Below are 17,504 nucleotides of genomic sequence, written 5' to 3' on the forward strand. Positions count from 1 at the left end.
CCCAGGGGGGAGCAGGGGAAACAGGCCGGACAGGTAGTGACGCAGGGGTTTCTTGGGACCGGAGGGGTAGGAGTTACTCGTGTTACTCCTGAGCCTGGAGTTTACGATGGCTCAAGCGCGGTGCGAGGAAGGAGCGGTCCCGATGGAGATTCCCGATGCAGGGCCGGGGCTTCGTCCCCGCGGACGCCGCCTGGTCCGGATCCTCGGACATACGCTCGACCGTGCGCGCACGGCCCGCTTCCCGTTCCGCGTGGGCCAGGTCCTCGTCGGCGACGACCCGTTCAACGGACGCCGATTGGGTACGGTGGCTGTCGTCACGCCGCCGTTTGTCGGCCTGCGCGCCCCCGGCCAGCCCGCCGGCCACCTGTTCTTCTACGACTACCGGCATCTCAGGGAGCCCGAGTAGCCTGCCTGGGCGGGCGGGGAAGGCGACCGGCTCCTACCGCGCCGACCAGCCGCCGTCCATGGTGTAGCTGGCGCCGGTGACCATGCCGGCGTCGTTGGACGCGAGCCATGCCACCAGCGAGGCCACTTCCTCCGGCTCGACCAGCCGCTTCACGGCGGATTCCGTCAGCATGATCCTGGCCAGCACCTCGGCTTCCGGGATGCCGTGGACCTTGGCCTGGTCCGCAATCTGCTTCTCGACCAGCGGCGTCCGGACATAGCCGGGGTTGACGCAGTTGGAGGTGACCCCGTGCTCCCCGCCTTCCAGCGCGGTCACCTTGCTGAGGCCTTCCAGTCCGTGCTTGGCGGAGACATAGGCGGCCTTGAACGGGGAGGCCCGCAGTCCGTGCACCGAGGACAGGTTGATGATCCGCCCGAAGCCGTTGGCGTACATGTGCGGCAGCGCGGCACGGATCAGCAGGAACGGCGCCTCGAGCATCAGCGTGATGATCCGGCGGAAATCGGCCGGATCGAAGTCCTCGATGGGGCTGATGCGCTGGATCCCGGCGTTGTTGACCAGGATGTCGCAGTCAAGGCTGAGGGCCTGGAGCGCCTCGACGTCGAGCAGGTCCACCGCCCAGGCGGTGCCGCCCACCTCGTCGGCGAGGGCTGCGGCTGCGGCCGCGTCAACGTCCGCAACCACCACCTTGGCGCCCCGCGCGGCCAGGGCACGGACGCTGGCCGCGCCGATCCCGCTGGCGCCGCCGGTGACCAGGGCCTTGCGGCCGTTCAGCGTGTTTTCCATAATCAGTCTTCCTGTTCAAAGATTTCGGCGAAGCGGCCGGCTCCAGCGCGCTGGAGCCGGCCGCTTCTTGCAGTTCAGCACGAGAAGCTCAGCACGAGCAGCTCAGCGTGTGGCCGGGACGGCAAGGCCTTCGCGTTCGGCGTCGGCCCGGTCCACTTCCTCAAGGGCGATGCCCTTGGTTTCCTTCAGGCTGAGCACGGCGACGGTGGTGATGGCACACGCCACCACCAGGTAGATCGCGGTGGGCAGCCAGGAGCCGGTGTCCTTGAGCCACTGGGTGGCCAGGAGCGGCGCCAGCGAACCGGCGAAGATCGAGGTGACCTGCGAGCCCAGCGAGACGCCGGCGTAGCGCATCCGGGTCGGGAAGAGCTCGGACATGATGGCGGGCTGGCCGGCATACATGAACGCGTGCAGGCACAGGCCGATCGTCACGGCCAGGACGATGACCACCGGGTTGCGGGTATCGAACATCGGGAAGGCGAAGAACGGCCAGGCCGCACCCGTGAGGACGCCCACGAGGTACACCGGCTTGCGGCCCCAGCTGTCCACCAGGCGTCCCACCTGCGGGATGACCAGGAAATGGATGACGTGGGCGATCAGGAGGGCCAGCAGCAGGGAGGAGGTGTCGTACTTGTGCACGCTCTTGAGATAGACGATCGCGAAGCTGACCACGAGGTAGTACATGATGTTTTCCGCGAACCGGAGGCCCATGGCCTGCAGGATCCCCTTGGGGTACTTCCGGATGACCTCGAAGACGCCGTAGCTGACGGCCTGCTCCTTCTCCAGCTGCGCTTTGGCTTCCAGGAAGATCGGCGCCTCGGTGACGTGGGTGCGGATGTAGTAGCCGACGAACACGATCACGGCGGACAGCCAGAACGCCACGCGCCAGCCCCAGCCCAGGAAGTCGGCGCTGCTCAGGACGTTGGACATGATGTAGAGGACCAGGGTGGCCAGCAGGTTGCCGACCGGAACGGCGGCCTGGGGCCAGCTGGACCAGAAGCCGCGGGACTTGTTGGGGCTGTGCTCGGCGACGAGCAGCACGGCTCCGCCCCATTCGCCGCCCAAGGCGAAGCCCTGGATGAAGCGCAGCAGGACCAGGAGGGCCGGCGCGAGGTAGCCGATGTCGGCGAAGCCGGGGAGGCAGCCCATCAGGAAGGTGGAGACACCGATGATGATGATGGTGAGCTGCAGGGTGGGTTTGCGGCCCAGCTTGTCGCCGATCTGGCCGAAGACGATGCCGCCGAGCGGGCGGGCGATGAAGCCGACGGCGTACGTCAGGAACGCCTGGATGATGCCGTCCAGTTCATTGCCGGTGGCGGGGAAGAAGTACTTGCCGAATACCAGGGTGGCGGCGGTGGCGTACAGGAAGAATTCGTACCACTCCACGACGGTGCCGACCATTGACGCGGCGACGATTTTCTTGAGGCCGGAACCCTTGGGTGCGGGGGCGGCAGGTGATGCCGAGCGCTGGTTTACGCTCATCTGGTTCTCCTTAGTGTCCACGGTGACACGCGCTGTGATACACAGCACTTGAAATGGCTCCCACTGAGTATTGCTGCACAAAGGGGGCGGTTCAATGGCCAAAGCGGCACCGCTTGTGTGCAGAATTGCAGATATGAACGCCAATCCCGATGACCTGCTGGTGCTCCTCGCGGTCTCCCGTTCCGCGAAATTCACGACGGCGGCCCAGGCCCTGGGCCTGAACCACACCACCGTCTCCCGGCGGATAGCGGCGCTGGAGAAGGCCCTCGGCGGCCGTGTGCTCTCCCGCGCCGCGGGCGGCTGGGAGCTCACGGCGCTCGGTGCGGAGGCCGTCCGGGTCGCGGAGCAGGTCGAATGGGCCCTCCGCACCCTCGAACAGCCCGGCCGGACCCCGGACCCCATCACCGGCGTCGTGCGGATGACCGCCACGGACGGCTTCAGCGCCTACATCGCGGCCCCCGCGGTGGCCCGGCTGCGCCGCGACCATCCGGGGCTGAGCGTGGAGATCGTCACCGTGACCCGGCGGGCGCTGCAGCAACGCTCCGGGCTGGACATCGAGGTGGTGGTCGGCGAGCCCCAGGTGCACCGGGCGGAAGCGTCCCGGCTCGGCGAATACATGCTGGGCATGTACGCCTCGCGGAACTATCTGGCTGAATACGGGACGCCCGCAACGGTGGAGGAACTGACGGCCCATTCGCTCGTTTACTTTGTCGATTCGATGCTCCAGGTGGACGATCTGGACGCCCCGCGCCGGCTGGTGCCGGCCATGCGGGACGGCCTGAGTTCCACGAATGTCTTTGTCCATGTGGAGGCGACACGGGCCGGCGCCGGGATCGGGTTCCTGCCGTGCTTTGCGGCGGACCTGCATGCGGACCTGGTGAGGCTGCTGCCCGGGGAGTTCGCGGAACTGCTCCCCTACTGGATGGTCCTCCGGCCCGACTCCATGCGCCGCCCGGCGGTGGCCGCCGTCGTGCAGGCACTGCGGGAACAGACCGCGGCCCACCGCGAAGCCCTGCTGGGGCGGCCCGCGGGGTCATCGGTTGTTCCGGGCTCATCGGTTGCTCCGTAGCTGCCGTTTTCAGGCCTCACGAGGGCTGTCACACAAGGGCCGTTACGGAGCAATCGATGGGGCTTTCGGGTCGTGGCGGACGGGGGCGCCGGCCGCGAACGCCCTGACCTTCGCGTCGTCCCAGATGTGCGCGGGCACGGCTCCGCCCAGCAGGCGCCGGGCCAGGCCGGGATCGCCGTCGAACGGAAGGTCGCTGCCGGCCATGATCATGTTGCCGTAACGGCGGCCCTTGAGCATGGCGGGGTCGGCGATGATCACCGTGTGCTCGAACGTGGCCGCGATGGTGGCGGCGTCCTCGCGGGCGTTCACCAGGTCCGGTGCGTCTCCGGAGTTGGCCACGTAGATCCCGCCCGGAGCCAGGACCTGTTTGGCGTGCTCATTGAATTCCCTGGTGGTTAGCGGCCGGGGCGTGAGGGAGCCGGCGAAGACGTCCCGGATAATGAGGTCCCGGGTGTGCGGGGTGAGGCTTTCGGTGACTTCACGGGCCTCCCCCACGCGCAGGCGCAGCAGCGGGGCCTTGGGCAGGTCGAACCAGCCGCGGACATACTCGGCCAGTTTGCCGTCCAACTCCACCACCACCTGGCGGGCGTCAGGATAGGCGGCATGGAAGTACCGGGCCAGTGAGCATGCTCCCCCGCCGAGGTGCAGGGCGCGCAGTTTCGGCTTCGACTCGCGGCGCCAGCGCGATTCCACCAGCGCCGAGATCCAGCGCATGTATTCGAAGTCGAGGAACAGCGGATCCGCGAGGTCGATGTGGGAACTCATGACGCCGTTGATGCGCAGCAGCCAGCCGTTGGAGTTGTCCTGGTCCGGGATCAGCTCGCAGTCCCCGGTGTCGATGTAGTAGACGCCCTCTACCGGGCCGTCCGGGCGGGTGCCCTTGGGTACGTCCACCACTCCCGCCGTCGATTTTCCGGTGCTCCGGCCGGCGGCCCTTCCCCGCTTCGCCATCAGCCGTGCACCGGTTTGTTCATGCATCAACCCTAGTTCACCGGCCGCGCCGGACCGGCCGGGATCGGGACCGGCCGGGATCGGGCCGGCCGCTGGGGCCCGGCCATTTCGACCCCTCCCGAAAATAGAAGCTAAGAGCACTTACCAAGTGTTAGTAATCATGCTTAGTATTTAACTGCCAACCGTGCTGGCTTGTGATCAGCAGCCGATCTTCTTTGAAAGAGAGCGAAGATGACAGAGAACCAATGGCCCCAGGACGCCAGCTACCGCACGCCTGCGGCCACCCAGCGGGGCGACCTGGGCCAGCCTTCGACGGTGCTCCCGGTTCCGGGCGACGAAGGCTACACCCCGCCCCTGGACGATGGGACCACGGAGGGCGGGACGTCAAAGACCGGCGCCGCCAAGGAACAGGCCGGGGAAGTTGCCCGGCAGGCAACCGATTCGGCCCAGAGCGTGGCAGAGACCGCCAAGTCGGAAGCAGCCAATGTCGCCGCCGAGGTGAAAACCAACGCCAAGGACCTCCTGTACCAGGCCAAGTCCGATCTCACCGAGCAGGCCGGCACGCAGCAGCAAAAGGTCGCGCAGGGACTCCGCTCGATCTCGACAGAACTGCACTCCATGGCGTCCGCCCCGGATCAGCCGGGGGTGGCCGCCGATCTGGTCCGGCAGGCCGCCGAACGGTCCTCCGACGTCGCATCATGGCTGGACGACCGGGATCCCGGTTCGCTGCTGAACGAGGTGAAGTCCTTTGCCCGCCGGCGTCCCGGCACCTTCCTGATGCTCGCCGCCGGAGCAGGCATCCTGGCCGGGCGGCTCAGCCGCAGCCTCGCCGCCGGGGCCCCGGACACGGGCACTTCTGCGGCGGGTACCGGCACCACAGGCACCGGCGCCGCGGGCACCGGCGCGCACGCCTATCGCGTCCCCGACACCGGCGTGGCGGTTCCGCCGGCGCCAGTGCAGCTGCCCGCCCCGGACATGACGACGGCCGGGCTGGCGGAGACGTACCCGCCCAACCCCGTGGCGGCGGACGGCACCGGGCAGGACCAGTGGCCCGCGGATCCTGCGGCCGCTGATCCCTACCGCATCGATCCAGGCCGCGACGATCCCTTTGACGGTGGCCAGCGATGAGCGATGAAGTGCCTCCAGCTGCCGCACACCTCAAGGCCGAGACATCATCCCTTGGCGATCTGCTGGGCGACGTTACACGGGACATGTCCACCCTTATGCGGCAGGAAGTGGAGCTGGCCAAGGTCGAACTCAAGCAGTCGGCGACCCGGGCTGGCAAGGGCAGCGGCCTGCTCGCCGGTGCCGCGGTCGCGGGCCACTTCGTACTCCTGTTCCTCTCCCTCGCCCTGTGGTGGGCGCTGGGACTTGTGATGGGGCTCGGCTGGTCCGGCGTCGTCGTCGCCGTCATCTGGGCAATCATCGCCGCGATCCTGGCCTCAAGGGGCCGCAAGGAACTCAGCGCGATCAAGGGCATGCCGCAGACCGCGCAGACGCTCCAGGAAATCCCGCCCACACTCAAACCCACCACCTAGACCCAGCGAGGAAACACGATGAGTGAAAACCCGGATGCCATCCGAGCCGATATCGAAGCAACCCGCGCGCGCCTCGGCACCAATGTCGACGCCGTCGCGGACAAGGTCACGCCGTCGCACATAGTCCAGCGGCAGACCGACAAGGTCAAGGAATCAGTCAAGGACGCCGTTTTCGGCGTGAAGGAGAAAGTCATGGGAGCAGCCGACCACGCCGCCGGCAATGTCCACTCCGCCACGGGCAGCGCGGGGGCACACCTCGGCGACGCCGGGGCGGCCATCGGGGAGGCACCCCAGCGCGTGGCCGCCAAGGCGCAGGGCAACCCGCTCGCGGCGGGGCTAATCGCGTTTGGCGCCGGCCTGCTGTTCTCGTCGCTGATCCCCGCCAGCGAGAAGGAACGTGAGGCCGCCGACGCCATTAAGACGGCCGCCGAACCGCTCACCACCGAGTTGGCCGAGGCAGCTAAGAACGTGGCCGAGGGACTTCGGGAGCCTGCCCAGGAGGCCATGGAGAACGTCAAGGCGAGCGCCGCCGACGCTGCCGAGAACGTCAAGGCCGAGGGCCAGTACGCCGTCGGGGACGTCAAGGATACGGCCGCCTCAGCCGCGGACAACGTCAAGCAGGCCTAGGCCCGCAGGGACCCGGCCGGCCGTCCCCGCTCCCGCGGGGCGGCCGGCTGTTGCGCTTAACCCACCAAGGAGGATCCGATGGCCAAGAACTTCACCCAGGCAGGACATGGCACCGGTGCCGAAACGGAGAAGAGCAGCACCGCCAAGGCCCGGACGGCCCCCGCACCGGATGATTCCCGCAAGCCGGACAGCCCCGCCGACGTCACGAAGCCTTCCTGGCAGTACATCGGGCGCAAGACCCTGCGCGAATTCAGCAAAGACCAGTGCCCCGACCTCGCCGCGGCGCTGACGTACTACGCGGTCCTGTCGCTCTTCCCCGCGATCCTGGCGCTCGTCTCGCTGCTCGGCGTCGTCGGTCAGGCCGAGAAGACCACGGCCGCACTCCTGGACATCGTCCGGAACATCGCGCCCGGAACCACCGTCAGCATCATCCAGCAACCCATCGAGGAACTGACCAAATCGCCGGCGGCCGGCTTCACCCTCGTGATCGGCATTCTGACCGCCCTGTGGTCCGCCTCGGGATATGTCGGAGCCTTCGCGCGGGCCATGAACCGGGTCTATGAGGTCGACGAGGGCCGGCCCTTCATCAAGCTCCGGGGCACCATGCTGGGCGTCACCGTTGCCACGCTGGCGATCGTTGCCGTACTGGCGGCCATGCTGGTGCTCACCGGGCCGGTGGCCGAAGCGGTGGGAAACGCGATCGGGCTGGGCGGTGCCTTCCTCGCGACGTGGAACATCCTGAAATGGCCGGTCATGGTGGTGCTCGTCGTGGCAGCCATCGCGATCCTCTACTACGCCACCCCCAATGTGAAGCAGCCGAAGTTCCGCTGGATGAGCATGGGGTCCTTCATCGCCCTCGTGGTGTCCGTCCTGGCATCCCTCGGCTTTGCCTTCTACGTCGCGAACTTCAACAACTACAACAAGACCTACGGCACGATCGGCGGCGTGATCGTGATGCTGCTGTGGCTCTGGATCCTGAACATGTCGCTGCTGTTCGGTGCCGAGTTCGACGCCGAGATGGAGCGCGGGCGCGAGCTCCAGGCCGGTATCGAGGCGGAGGAGACCATCCAACTGCCGCCGCGGGATACCAAGCAAAGCGACAAGCTGCAGGACCGCGAGGAAGAGGATATCCGGCGCGGCCGCGACCTGCGGGAGCAGCACGGCGGGGCCGGGCTGGACGGCGGGCAGGACGGCGGGCAGGACCGGGATCCCCACGCCCGATAAGCCCGGCCTCCGGGACCAAAGCCCCTACCCGTGCCCTGCCCCCGCAGGTTGTACTGGATCCAGGTACCGGTGGGGGACGGGGTAAGGCTGCCCAGCCGGGAGGAAAGCATTGGCACCCGCAGCAGAGTACCCGCGCTCCACCATTGCCGTGGGCTATGACGGATCCTTGACCGCACGGCTGGCCGTCCGGTGGGCGGCCGAATACGCCGCTGACGAACAGTGCAGCCTCCGCGTGATCCATGCCTGGGTGTGGCCCCTGTTCACCAAGAACCTGGGGCCCGTCAAAGGAATCCCGGGCAGCGGCCTGCGGCACTCAGGGGAAGCCATCCTGGCCGAAGGCGTCCAACTGGCGCGCGGTGTCGCCAGCGCATCCGCCACTAACGCATCCGCCGCCAGCCCTTCCGATGGCGCCGCCGCGGGGCCGCCCGCCGGGCCGCCCGCCGCCGCCGTCGGGGTCGACGTCGGGCCGCCCGCCGCCGGGCCGCCCGCCGCCGGGCCGCCCGCCGCTGGGCCGCCCGCCCCCGACGTCGCCCCCGGCGTCGACGTCGAGGGCGTCATGGAAACCGGGCTCCCGGCCCCGGTGTTGCGCGAGGCAGCGGCCGGCGCGCGGCTGCTGGTCGTGGGCAGCCGCGGCGTCGGCGGCGTAATGGGCCAACTGGCGGGGTCGGCCTGTCTGGACCTGTCCGGCTCCTCCCCGTGCCCCTTGATGGTCATCCGCCGTCCCCGTGCCCCGGGTGCCCCCGTCGTGGCGGGAGTCGATGCGTCGGCCCGGGGCCTGGCCACAGTGGCCGGCGCCGTCCGGCTGGCCGTCGCGCTCCGCACCTCGCTGCGGCTCGTCCACGTGGACCAGGCGCGCGCGGGCGGCAAGGAAGCGCATGGCCGCCACGCCGCGCTCCACGGCCAGGAACTGCTGGACCACGCGCTGGGCGAGGCAAGGGAACTTGCTCCCGGGCTGACCGTGTCGGGTACCTTGAGGGAAGGCCGTTCCGCGGCCACGGAACTGGTCGCGGCGGCGTCCGGGGCGGATGTCCTGGTGCTTGGCGCCCACAACCGCGGGGGCGGCCCGGGCAACACCGTCTCCGCCGTGCTGCAGAAGGCGCCCTGCAACGTCCTGATTACCCGCTGAACCGGCCCCGGGAGCACCGCCTCCGGGCCACTGCAAATTTACGAAAGAGTGCAAGAAAAGGGAGGCCGCATGCGAGCCTGGCGGATTGGACATCCCGGACCCCTGAGCGACGGTCCCCTGGTGGCCGCCGAGTGCCCGGATCCCTCGCCGGGGCGCGGCGAAGTACTGCTCCAGGTCCGGGTCTGCGGGGTGTGCCGCACCGATCTGCATCTGGCCGAAGGCGACCTTAAACCCCGGCACCCCGGCATCATCCCGGGTCACGAAGTCGTCGGCGAAGTGGTCGCGCTCGGTCCCGGGGCCACCAGGTTCCGGTCCGGGGAACGGGTGGGAGTCCCGTGGCTGGGCGGAACCTGCGGTTCCTGCCGCTTCTGCCTGCGCGGCCAGGAGAACCTGTGCCTGTCCCCCACGTTCACGGGCTGGGACCGCGACGGCGGTTATGCCGAGCTGGTCACGGTGGGCCAGGACTTCGCCTACCGGATTCCGAAGGTCTTCACCGACGAGGAGGCCGCTCCCCTGCTGTGCGCGGGCATCATCGGCTACCGCGCCCTGAACCGGGCGGAGCTGCCGATCGGCGGCCGGCTGGGAATCTACGGCTTCGGCGGCTCGGCGCATCTGGCCGCCCAGATCGCCCTCTACCGCGGCGCGCGGGTGTATGTCATGACCCGGTCCGAGGAAGCCCGCCGCCTCGCCGTCGAGCTTGGAGCGACCTTCGCCGGCGGGGCCGACGAGCCCCCGCCGGATCCGCTGGACTCCGCCATCCTCTTCGCGCCCGCCGGTGGACTGGTGCCGGCGGCCTTGCGTGCCCTCGACCGGGGCGGTACTCTCGCCGTCGCCGGCATCTACCTCAGCGACATTCCCCCCTTGCACTATGCCGCCGAGCTGTTCCAGGAACGCCAGCTCCGCAGCGTGACGGCCAACACCCGGGCCGACGGCGAGGAGTTCTTCCGCATCGCCGCGGAAATTCCGATCCGCCCTACCACGGTGGCGTACCCCTTTTCGGCCGCGGACACGGCGCTGCGGGACCTGGCGGACGGCCGGATCACCGGCGCCGCCGTGCTGCACATGGCCTGAACGGGTATCGGTGCCTGGACATCCTCCTGGACCTCCGCGGACAGGCCGGGGGTGGTTGCGCCACTAGCGGTGGGGCTGGCATCAATTGGAGCGCGGGCGTAGCGTCAATTTAGCAAAAGAGGCGGCGATCCGTGGGCGGACCAGGCTCTGTGGTGCCGCCCGGCGTTGAGCCGTGAAGTCAATCCTTTGAAGGAGCGGGGATGACTGGGTGGAATGCCGACACTGCTGCCGGGCCGCTGGGAGCAGGGAGTGTCACCTTGGTGGAGGGTTCATCTTTTTGCATTTCCTCGGCGAACGGGGACATCCATCCTGAGTACCCGCACGGGGTTTTCCACGGGGACACGCGCATCCTGTCCCGCTGGAATCTGACGGTTGACGGTGAGCCGTTGGAGCCGCTGGCCGCGAAGACGAAGGAGCCGTACCGGGCCCTGTTTGCCGGGCGCGTACTGCGCTCGGACGGGTACGCGGACAGCCCGTTGATCGTGGAACGCCTCCGCGAGCTGGGTGCCGGAATCCAGGAACAGATCACGGTCCGGAACTATTCATCGGCCCCTGTGGAGTGCGTGGTTTCCCTGAGGGTCGAGGCGGATTTCGCGGACCTCTTCGAGGTGAAGGAGGCACGTATCCAGCGGCAGTGGGAAGAGTCCCGCGAAACCGACGGCGAATCGCTGATCATCCGGGCGGCCTGGCAGGAGGTCCGGAAGGGCGTCGTCGTCACGGCGGCGGGTGCCGATGTCACGGCTGAGGCCCTGACATATCGGCCGGTTGTGGCTCCGCACGGACAATGGAGTACCACGCTCAGCGTGGTGCCCACTGTCGACGGAACCGCTCCGATGGCGCCGTTCATTCGTCCGGACGAGGGCCAGATGTCCCCGCGTGACCGGCGCCGGCAGGAGTGGGTGGCAAAGATTCCGGTGCTGCAGATGGGAAACCGGTCGATCGAGCGGACGTTGCGGCGCAGCTACGACGATCTGGGCGCCCTCCGCATCGAGGATCCGGACCATCCGGACCGGATCGTGGTTGCCGCCGGGGCGCCCTGGTTCATGGCGCTGTTCGGGCGGGACTCGTTGTGGGCGTCCCTCATGGCGCTGCCGGTGGACCCGTCCCTGGCCTTTGGCACCATCCAGACGCTGGCCGACCGCCAGGGCACTGTGGTGGATGTGATGAGCGAGGAGGAGCCGGGCAAGATCCTGCACGAGGTCAGGCTCGATGTCTCCACCGGGTTGGCGCTGGGCGGCAAGTCCGCCTACTACGGCAGCGTCGATGCCACCCCGCTGTTCGTGGCCCTGCTCGGGGAAGTCAGCCGCTGGGGTTTCGCCACGGATACCGTCGCTGCCCTGATGCCCCATGCGGACCGGGCGCTGGACTGGATCCGGGACTACGGGGACAAGGACGGCGACGGCTTTGTCGAGTATGAGCGCCTGAACGACCGGGGGCTGATTAACCAGGGCTGGAAGGACTCCTGGGACGGGATCAATTTCGCCGACGGCAGGATGGCCGAGCCGCCGATCGCGCTCTGCGAGGTGCAGGCCTACGTCTACAGTGCGTATCTGGCCCGCTCGTGGATGGCGTACGACGCCGGTGACGTGGATTTGGCCACCGAGTTCCGGGACCGCGCGGCGCGGCTGAAGCGGCAGTTCAACGAGCAGTTCTGGCTGCCCGATCGCGGGTACTACGCCGTCGCCCTGGACCGCGACAAGCGGAAGGTCGATGCCTGCGCTTCCAACATGGGCCAATGCCTGTTGTTCGGCCTCATCGATGAGGACAAGGCCCCGCTGGTGGCGGAACGGCTGATGTCCCCGGAAATGTTCAGCGGCTGGGGAGTGCGGACCCTGGCCAGCGACATGGGCGCCTACAACCCCGCCAGCTACCACAACGGCTCCGTCTGGCCCCATGACAATGCGATCATCGCAGCCGGACTCCTTCGCTACGGTTTCGTGGCGGAGGCACAGCGGATCTCTACGGCCCTGCTGGAGGCGGCCGAGTATTCGGAAGGACGGCTGCCCGAATTGTTCTGCGGCTTCAGCCGCGAGCACTTCGACGAACCCGTGCCCTATCCCACGGCGTGCTCGCCGCAGGCCTGGGCGGCCACCACCCCAATCCAGCTGGTGAAGAGCCTGATGGGCTACTATGCGGATGTTGCCCTTGGGGGTTTGTGGATGGATCCCGTGCTCCCGGAATCCTACGGCGACCTGCACATCACCAACGCGCCCATGGCCGACGGCCGGATCACCATCGATATCTCCGGTTCCACCGCGACCGTCCAGGGGCTGCCCGAGGGAATGGTGTTCCACCGCGGAACCCGGCCGTGGGCGTCAGACCTGGTGCAACAGGCCAGAATGCGCGGAAAGGCTTAGCCGGATCGGCTGGCCGATCTGGCCAACCGCTTGCAAGCGGTTAGCCCCTCCCCCGCTTAAAAATCCCTGCGGTTAATTTGCATCGTTCAGACTCTTGGGCTTGTGCCCACACCCGCTTGGGTCCTTACTGGGGAGGAGACCCGGCCACCAAACTGCGCTCCCGCATCTGACTGACCAGCGCTTGATGGCAGGCCTGCTCCAGCCGGCGAGTAACCAGGAGAAAGATCATGTTCGCTCGAGTCAGTACATATCGGCCCGGCCCTGATAGCACAGGTGCTCCTTCAGAAGATACGGTCAATCGGGTGCTTGAGCTCCCAGGATGCCTGGGGATTTACTACCTACTGGGGAAGGACGGCACGTCACTTTCGATCACCCTGTGGGATGACGAAGAAGCCCTGGCGGGGAGTCAGCAGGCGACAAGCCAAATCCGTTCTGAAACCAGCGCTGAGCAGCACATGCAGATTCTTGGCGTCGAGGAATTCGAAGTGCTTACGCAGCAACTCCGGGGGCCCACCCCATAAGCGCGGCTCTGGGTGCGGATTTGATCGTTCTCTGGCGGCGTTCTGTGATCGCTTGGTGTCGCCTTCAGGGAGGATGCGACGCGGCTAGTCCTTGAGTGCTCGCGACCGTCCATAAAATGTTGCTCGGGAGATTCCGAGATCGCGGGCAACCTGCGCAGCGGGTTCACCGCCTTCGACCAGGCGGACAGCGCTTCGAATCTGACTGTCGGTGACCCGGCGGGGTCGGCCGCCAAGGTCCTTTCCGGCTTCCCTGCGTTTGCTGATGGAGTCGGTGACGCGTTCGCGTTTGATCTCGTGTTCCATTTGCGCGAGAGCGGCCATGATCGTGAACAGCATCGACCCCATGGGTGTCGCGGTGTCGACGTCGCCACCGCCGAGGTTTAAGACGCGCAGGCCCGCGCCTCAACCGCGGAGTTCGTCGGCGAAGGCGAGCATGTTCTGGGTGGATCGCCCGAGCCGGTCCAGCGTCGTGATGACGAGGGTGTCGCCGTCGATCAGCGCGTCGAGTGCCCGATCGAACTGGGTCGTGAGGCTCGCGCCCCGGATACACCGTGATCCACGTAGAGGTCATCGCGTCGGACGCCGGCGGCCAGAAGATCCGCCTGCTGCCGGTCGGTGGACTGCTGCCGCGTCGAAACCGTGCGTAGCCGATCAGTTTCGTGATGGGCTGCTCCGATGTGTCTCGTAACTAACGGTGAATACACCGATTCGAAGGTTTCGAGACATAGTTACGGGAATCGCCGGCCGCGGACGAGCTCGTACGATTTCACGAAATTAAGGCACTGCCGTCGTCACGGTCGTTCAGTCGGTGAGACGTCTCATATCCCATGCGATGCAAGACAACTCAAAGCCCGGTGAGCGACACCAAGCGATCACAGAACGCTGCCACGAAGCGCTGAACTCCACAGCTCTGGGATCAATCGACTCTCGCCTGTCGCCGCTACGGCTGCCACCATCGGCTGCCGCGCCCGGGCGGAGCCGGCGATGCGAGCGGCGTCTGATAGCCCGCGGAGCATCAGTGCCCCTGCGTTGACACCGCATGTGATCCATGCCATATTGATGGGGTGAACCTGTCAGACAGCCGGACAGCAGGACAGCCTGCATCAGATCCCGAGGGCGCGGCCAGCCGGCCGCTTCCCCGGCTTAGCGCCGCGGAGGCCGTCTTCAACGCGCTCCGCGGGGAGATCGAAACCGGCGCGGTGGATGTGGGCGCCAAATTGAGTTCAGAAACCGCGCTCGCCCAGCGCTACGGGGTGAGCCGCTCGGTGGTCCGGGAAGCGCTGCGGTCCTGCAACGCACTCGGGCTGACCGTCACGAAGACCGGCAAGGGCACATTTGTGGTCGCCGACCAGGTGGCCAAGGACCTCGTCCTGGGCCAATACTCTGCCCGGGACCTCACGGAAGCACGCCCTCATATTGAAGTGCCCGCCGCCGGGCTCGCCGCGCAGCGTCGCACGGCTGAAGAACTGGGCAGCCTCCGGGACATCGTGGCCGCCATGGCTGCCGAGGACGATCCCGAGGCCTGGGTCAGCCTGGACTCCAGCTTTCACGCAACCATTGCCCGGGCAAGCGGCAACAAGGTCTTCGAAAGTGTCGTGGCCGACATCCGCGATGCACTCGCCCATCAGTCAGAAACCCTCAACATCGTGGCAGACCGGCAGCTTGCCTCGGACCGGGAGCACCAGCGCATCATGCAGGCCATCGAAACCGGCGACGCCGCCGGCGCCCGTGCCGCCATGAGCGAGCACCTCCACGCCGTGGGCTCGGCCCTCGATTCTATCCTCGGCCGGTAGCCCTCAGCCGGTAGCCCAGCACTCCAGCACTCCAGCAACCATCCCTAGGACTCCATGCCTGTCCCTGCCCTTGCCCAAAACGCACCTGCCCCGGCGCTCAACGCCCTGCCGCGGCACGTTCCCCTCGCGGCCCAGACGCGCGACGGACTGGTGGAAAGCCTCCACTATGGTTCGCTCATCGCCGTCTCGGCGGAATCGGCAGGATCCCGGACCCTGCTCGCTGCGGGTGATCCGCTGGCGCCGTTCTACCCGCGCTCCGCGCTCAAACCCCTGCAAGCAGTGGCAATGGTCCGCGCCGGGCTGGACCTGCCCGCCGACCTTCTGGCCCTCACCGCCGCCAGCCATTCCGGCGCAGCCATGCACCGCGACGGCGCCGCCCGGATCCTGCAGCTCCACGGCCTCGCGGCAGGAGCCCTCGAAAACACCACCGACCTCCCGTACGGCGTCCGCGAACGCGAAGAATGGCTCCGGGGCGGCGGGGTGCCCACCCAGCTGACGCAGAATTGCTCTGGAAAGCACGCCGCCATGGCCGCCACCTGCGTCATCAACGGCTGGCCTGTGCAGGGCTACCTGGATCCCGGACACCCCCTGCAGAAGCTCGTGGCTGAGACAGTCCGGGGACTCACCGGCGAGGAGCCGTCCGGCACCAGCACCGACGGCTGCGGCACTCTGCTCTTCGCCCTCACCCTCCTTGGCATGGCCCGGGCCTTCGGCCGCCTGGCCGCTGCCGAAATGCACCCCGGCGGCGCCCCCGCCGAATGCCCCGAAGCCACAGTCGCGCACGCCATGCGCCGCCACCCGGAGATGGTGGCCGGCGAAGGACGCGACGTCACCGAGCTGATGCGCCTGGTGCCCGGGCTGCTGGCCAAGGACGGTTTCGAAGGCGTGCAGCTGGTGGGCCTGCCGGACGGGCGCGCCATTGCGCTGAAAATTTCCGACGGCGGCGACCGCGCCCGGATGCCCGTCGCCGTCCGCGCGCTCGAAGCGCTCGACGTCGACACCGCACCCCTCGCCGACATCGCCACTGTGACCGTTCTGGGCGGGGGCCGCCCCGTGGGGCTGCTCCACCCCACCGACTTCCTCCCCGCAACCTCCCCCGCCCCCGAAACCCTCTGAGGACAGCCATGACCGCTTCCGATACCCGCCGCACGGCATTCCGCTCCGAGCACGATCTGCTCGGCGACCGGGACGTGCCCGCCGGCGCCTACTGGGGTGTCCACACGCTCCGCGCCGTGGAGAACTTCCCCATCACCGGCCAGCCGTTGTCCTCCAACATGCACCTGGTCCGCGGGCTCGCCGCCGTGAAGATGGCGGCCGCCCGCACCAACCACGAGCTCGGACTGCTCGACGCCGAACGGGCCCAGGCGATCGAGGACGCCTGCATGGATGTGCTGAGCGGCAAGCTCAGCGAGCAGTTCGTGGTGGACGTCATCCAGGGCGGCGCCGGGACGTCGTCGAACATGAACGCGAACGAGGTGATCGCCAACCGGGCCCTGGAAATCCTCGGCCACCCGAAGGGCGACTACGCCCGCCTGCACCCGAACGACCACGTCAACCTCAGCCAGTCCACCAACGACGTCTACCCCACCGCCGTGAAACTGGGCACCATCTTCGCCGCCCGGGAACTGCTAGCAGCACTCGAGGAACTGGAAGAGGCGTTCGCGGCCAAGGCCCTGGAGTTCCGCACCGTGGTGAAGATGGGGCGCACCCAGCTCCAGGACGCGGTCCCCATGACCCTGGGCCAGGAATTCGGCAGCTACGCCGTGACCATCGGCGAAGACAGGCTGCGGCTGGCCGAGGCGGACCTCCTGATCCACGAAATCAACCTGGGCGCCACGGCGATCGGCACCGGACTGAACGCCCCCGCCGGATACGCCGGGGCCGCCTGCCGGCACCTGGCCGAGATCACCGGCCTGCCCCTGGTCACCGCGGCGGACCTCATCGAGGCCACCGCGGACGTGGGCGCGTTCGTGCACCTCTCCGGGGTGCTCAAGCGCGTCGCCGTGAAGCTGTCCAAGATCTGCAACGACCTCCGGCTGCTCTCCTCCGGCCCGCGGGCCGGCTTCGGCGAAATCAACCTCCCCGCCGTGCAGTCCGGTTCCTCCATCATGCCCGGCAAGATCAACCCGGTCATCCCGGAGGTCGTCAGCCAGGTCGCCTACGAGGTCATCGGCAACGACGTCACCATCACCATGGCCGCCGAGGCCGGGCAGCTCCAGCTCAACGCCTTCGAACCGATCATCGTCCACAGCCTCCACAAGAGCATCTCCCACCTGGAAGCGGCCTGCCGCACCCTCACGGCACGCTGCGTCCGCGGCATCACCGCCAACACCGAACACCTCCGCCTCACCGTGGAACAGTCAATCGGCCTCGTCACCGCCCTGAACCCCCAGCTCGGCTACTCCACCGCAACCGCCATCGCCCAGGAAGCCCTCGCCACCGGCAAGGGCGTCGCCGAACTCGTGCTCGAACACGGCCTGCTCACCGCCGAGCAGCTCGAAGAGCTCCTCAGCCCGCAGCGCCTGGCCAACCTGAGCAAGTAGACAAAGGATTCTC

The 17,504-nt window shown here is 67.9% G+C and carries 16 protein-coding genes and 1 pseudogene; 13 read left to right on the forward strand and 4 right to left on the reverse strand.

The features are described 5' to 3' along the window. The first annotated feature begins 142 nt into the window (after positions 1-142). Positions 143-406 carry a hypothetical protein gene (locus ACQCSZ_RS18755; RefSeq protein ID WP_427005177.1) on the forward strand — a complete coding sequence of 88 codons (264 nt, stop codon included), beginning with the start codon at positions 143-145 and terminating at the stop codon, positions 404-406. Between the two features lie 33 nt (positions 407-439). Here the strand turns inward: ACQCSZ_RS18755 and ACQCSZ_RS18760 are convergent, their stop codons facing one another. Together ACQCSZ_RS18760 and ACQCSZ_RS18765 are read right to left on the reverse strand one after the other, a co-directional pair. Next, the gene (locus ACQCSZ_RS18760; protein WP_427005178.1) at positions 440-1,189 is read right to left on the reverse strand and encodes a 3-hydroxybutyrate dehydrogenase; all 750 of its coding nucleotides are present in this window, start codon (positions 1,187-1,189) and stop codon (positions 440-442) included. Positions 1,190-1,291: 102 nt separating this feature from the next. Next, positions 1,292-2,671 carry an MFS transporter gene (locus ACQCSZ_RS18765; protein WP_427005179.1) on the reverse strand — a complete coding sequence of 460 codons (1,380 nt, stop codon included), beginning with the start codon at positions 2,669-2,671 and terminating at the stop codon, positions 1,292-1,294. A gap of 133 nt (positions 2,672-2,804) precedes the next feature. Here ACQCSZ_RS18765 and ACQCSZ_RS18770 point away from each other — a divergent pair, with 133 nt between their 5' ends. After that, positions 2,805-3,740, forward strand: coding sequence for a LysR family transcriptional regulator (locus tag ACQCSZ_RS18770; protein WP_427005180.1), 936 nt, complete (start codon positions 2,805-2,807; stop codon positions 3,738-3,740). 42 nt (positions 3,741-3,782) lie between these two features. Here the strand turns inward: ACQCSZ_RS18770 and ACQCSZ_RS18775 are convergent, their stop codons facing one another. Continuing rightward, positions 3,783-4,691, reverse strand: coding sequence for a spermidine synthase (locus ACQCSZ_RS18775; protein ID WP_427008389.1), 909 nt, complete (start codon positions 4,689-4,691; stop codon positions 3,783-3,785). Between the two features lie 231 nt (positions 4,692-4,922). Between ACQCSZ_RS18775 and ACQCSZ_RS18780 the strand changes: the two genes are divergently transcribed. The 8 genes from ACQCSZ_RS18780 to ACQCSZ_RS18815 all read left to right on the forward strand — a co-directional run bounded on the left by ACQCSZ_RS18780 (position 4,923) and on the right by ACQCSZ_RS18815 (position 13,155). Continuing rightward, a complete protein-coding gene (locus tag ACQCSZ_RS18780) occupies positions 4,923-5,819 on the forward strand; it encodes a hypothetical protein (protein WP_427005181.1) in 897 nt (298 codons plus the stop codon). Next, positions 5,816-6,229, forward strand: a complete 414-nt coding sequence (locus ACQCSZ_RS18785) for a phage holin family protein (protein ID WP_427005182.1) — start codon at positions 5,816-5,818, stop codon at positions 6,227-6,229. Before ACQCSZ_RS18780 ends, ACQCSZ_RS18785 begins: the two co-directional genes overlap by 4 nt. Before the next feature lie 18 nt (positions 6,230-6,247). Further along, complete coding sequence (locus ACQCSZ_RS18790; protein WP_427005183.1) at positions 6,248-6,856, forward strand: DUF3618 domain-containing protein; 609 nt, start codon at positions 6,248-6,250, stop codon at positions 6,854-6,856. Positions 6,857-6,934: 78 nt separating this feature from the next. Then, entirely contained in the window at positions 6,935-8,080 is a 1,146-nt protein-coding gene (locus ACQCSZ_RS18795) for a YihY/virulence factor BrkB family protein (protein WP_427005184.1), read from the forward strand. A gap of 109 nt (positions 8,081-8,189) precedes the next feature. Continuing rightward, complete coding sequence (locus ACQCSZ_RS18800) at positions 8,190-9,206, forward strand: universal stress protein (RefSeq protein ID WP_427005185.1); 1,017 nt, start codon at positions 8,190-8,192, stop codon at positions 9,204-9,206. Positions 9,207-9,275: 69 nt separating this feature from the next. Next, a complete protein-coding gene (locus tag ACQCSZ_RS18805) occupies positions 9,276-10,277 on the forward strand; it encodes a zinc-dependent alcohol dehydrogenase family protein (RefSeq protein ID WP_427005186.1) in 1,002 nt (333 codons plus the stop codon). Positions 10,278-10,477: 200 nt separating this feature from the next. Next, on the forward strand, positions 10,478-12,634 hold the full coding sequence (locus ACQCSZ_RS18810; RefSeq protein WP_427005187.1) for a glycogen debranching N-terminal domain-containing protein: 2,157 nt from the start codon (positions 10,478-10,480) through the stop codon (positions 12,632-12,634). A gap of 302 nt (positions 12,635-12,936) precedes the next feature. After that, positions 12,937-13,155, forward strand: coding sequence for a hypothetical protein (locus tag ACQCSZ_RS18815; RefSeq protein ID WP_427005188.1), 219 nt, complete (start codon positions 12,937-12,939; stop codon positions 13,153-13,155). A gap of 84 nt (positions 13,156-13,239) precedes the next feature. Here ACQCSZ_RS18815 and ACQCSZ_RS18820 read toward each other — a convergent pair. Continuing rightward, a pseudogene (locus tag ACQCSZ_RS18820) lies at positions 13,240-13,819 on the reverse strand (recombinase family protein). Between the two features lie 400 nt (positions 13,820-14,219). Between ACQCSZ_RS18820 and ACQCSZ_RS18825 the strand changes: the two are divergent. From ACQCSZ_RS18825 to ACQCSZ_RS18835, 3 genes are read left to right on the forward strand one after another with little or no spacing between them, the layout of a single operon-like run. Continuing rightward, positions 14,220-14,948 carry a FadR/GntR family transcriptional regulator gene (locus ACQCSZ_RS18825; RefSeq protein WP_427005189.1) on the forward strand — a complete coding sequence of 243 codons (729 nt, stop codon included), beginning with the start codon at positions 14,220-14,222 and terminating at the stop codon, positions 14,946-14,948. A 54-nt stretch (positions 14,949-15,002) separates the two neighbouring features. Continuing rightward, on the forward strand, positions 15,003-16,064 hold the full coding sequence (locus tag ACQCSZ_RS18830; RefSeq protein WP_427005190.1) for an asparaginase: 1,062 nt from the start codon (positions 15,003-15,005) through the stop codon (positions 16,062-16,064). Positions 16,065-16,072: 8 nt separating this feature from the next. Continuing rightward, positions 16,073-17,491 (forward strand): aspartate ammonia-lyase, encoded by a 1,419-nt coding sequence (locus tag ACQCSZ_RS18835; RefSeq protein ID WP_427005191.1) that lies wholly within the window; start codon positions 16,073-16,075, stop codon positions 17,489-17,491. The last annotated feature ends 13 nt before the right edge of the window (positions 17,492-17,504 follow it).

The organism is Pseudarthrobacter sp. H2, from assembly GCF_050157045.1.
Lineage (GTDB): Bacteria > Actinomycetota > Actinomycetes > Actinomycetales > Micrococcaceae > Arthrobacter.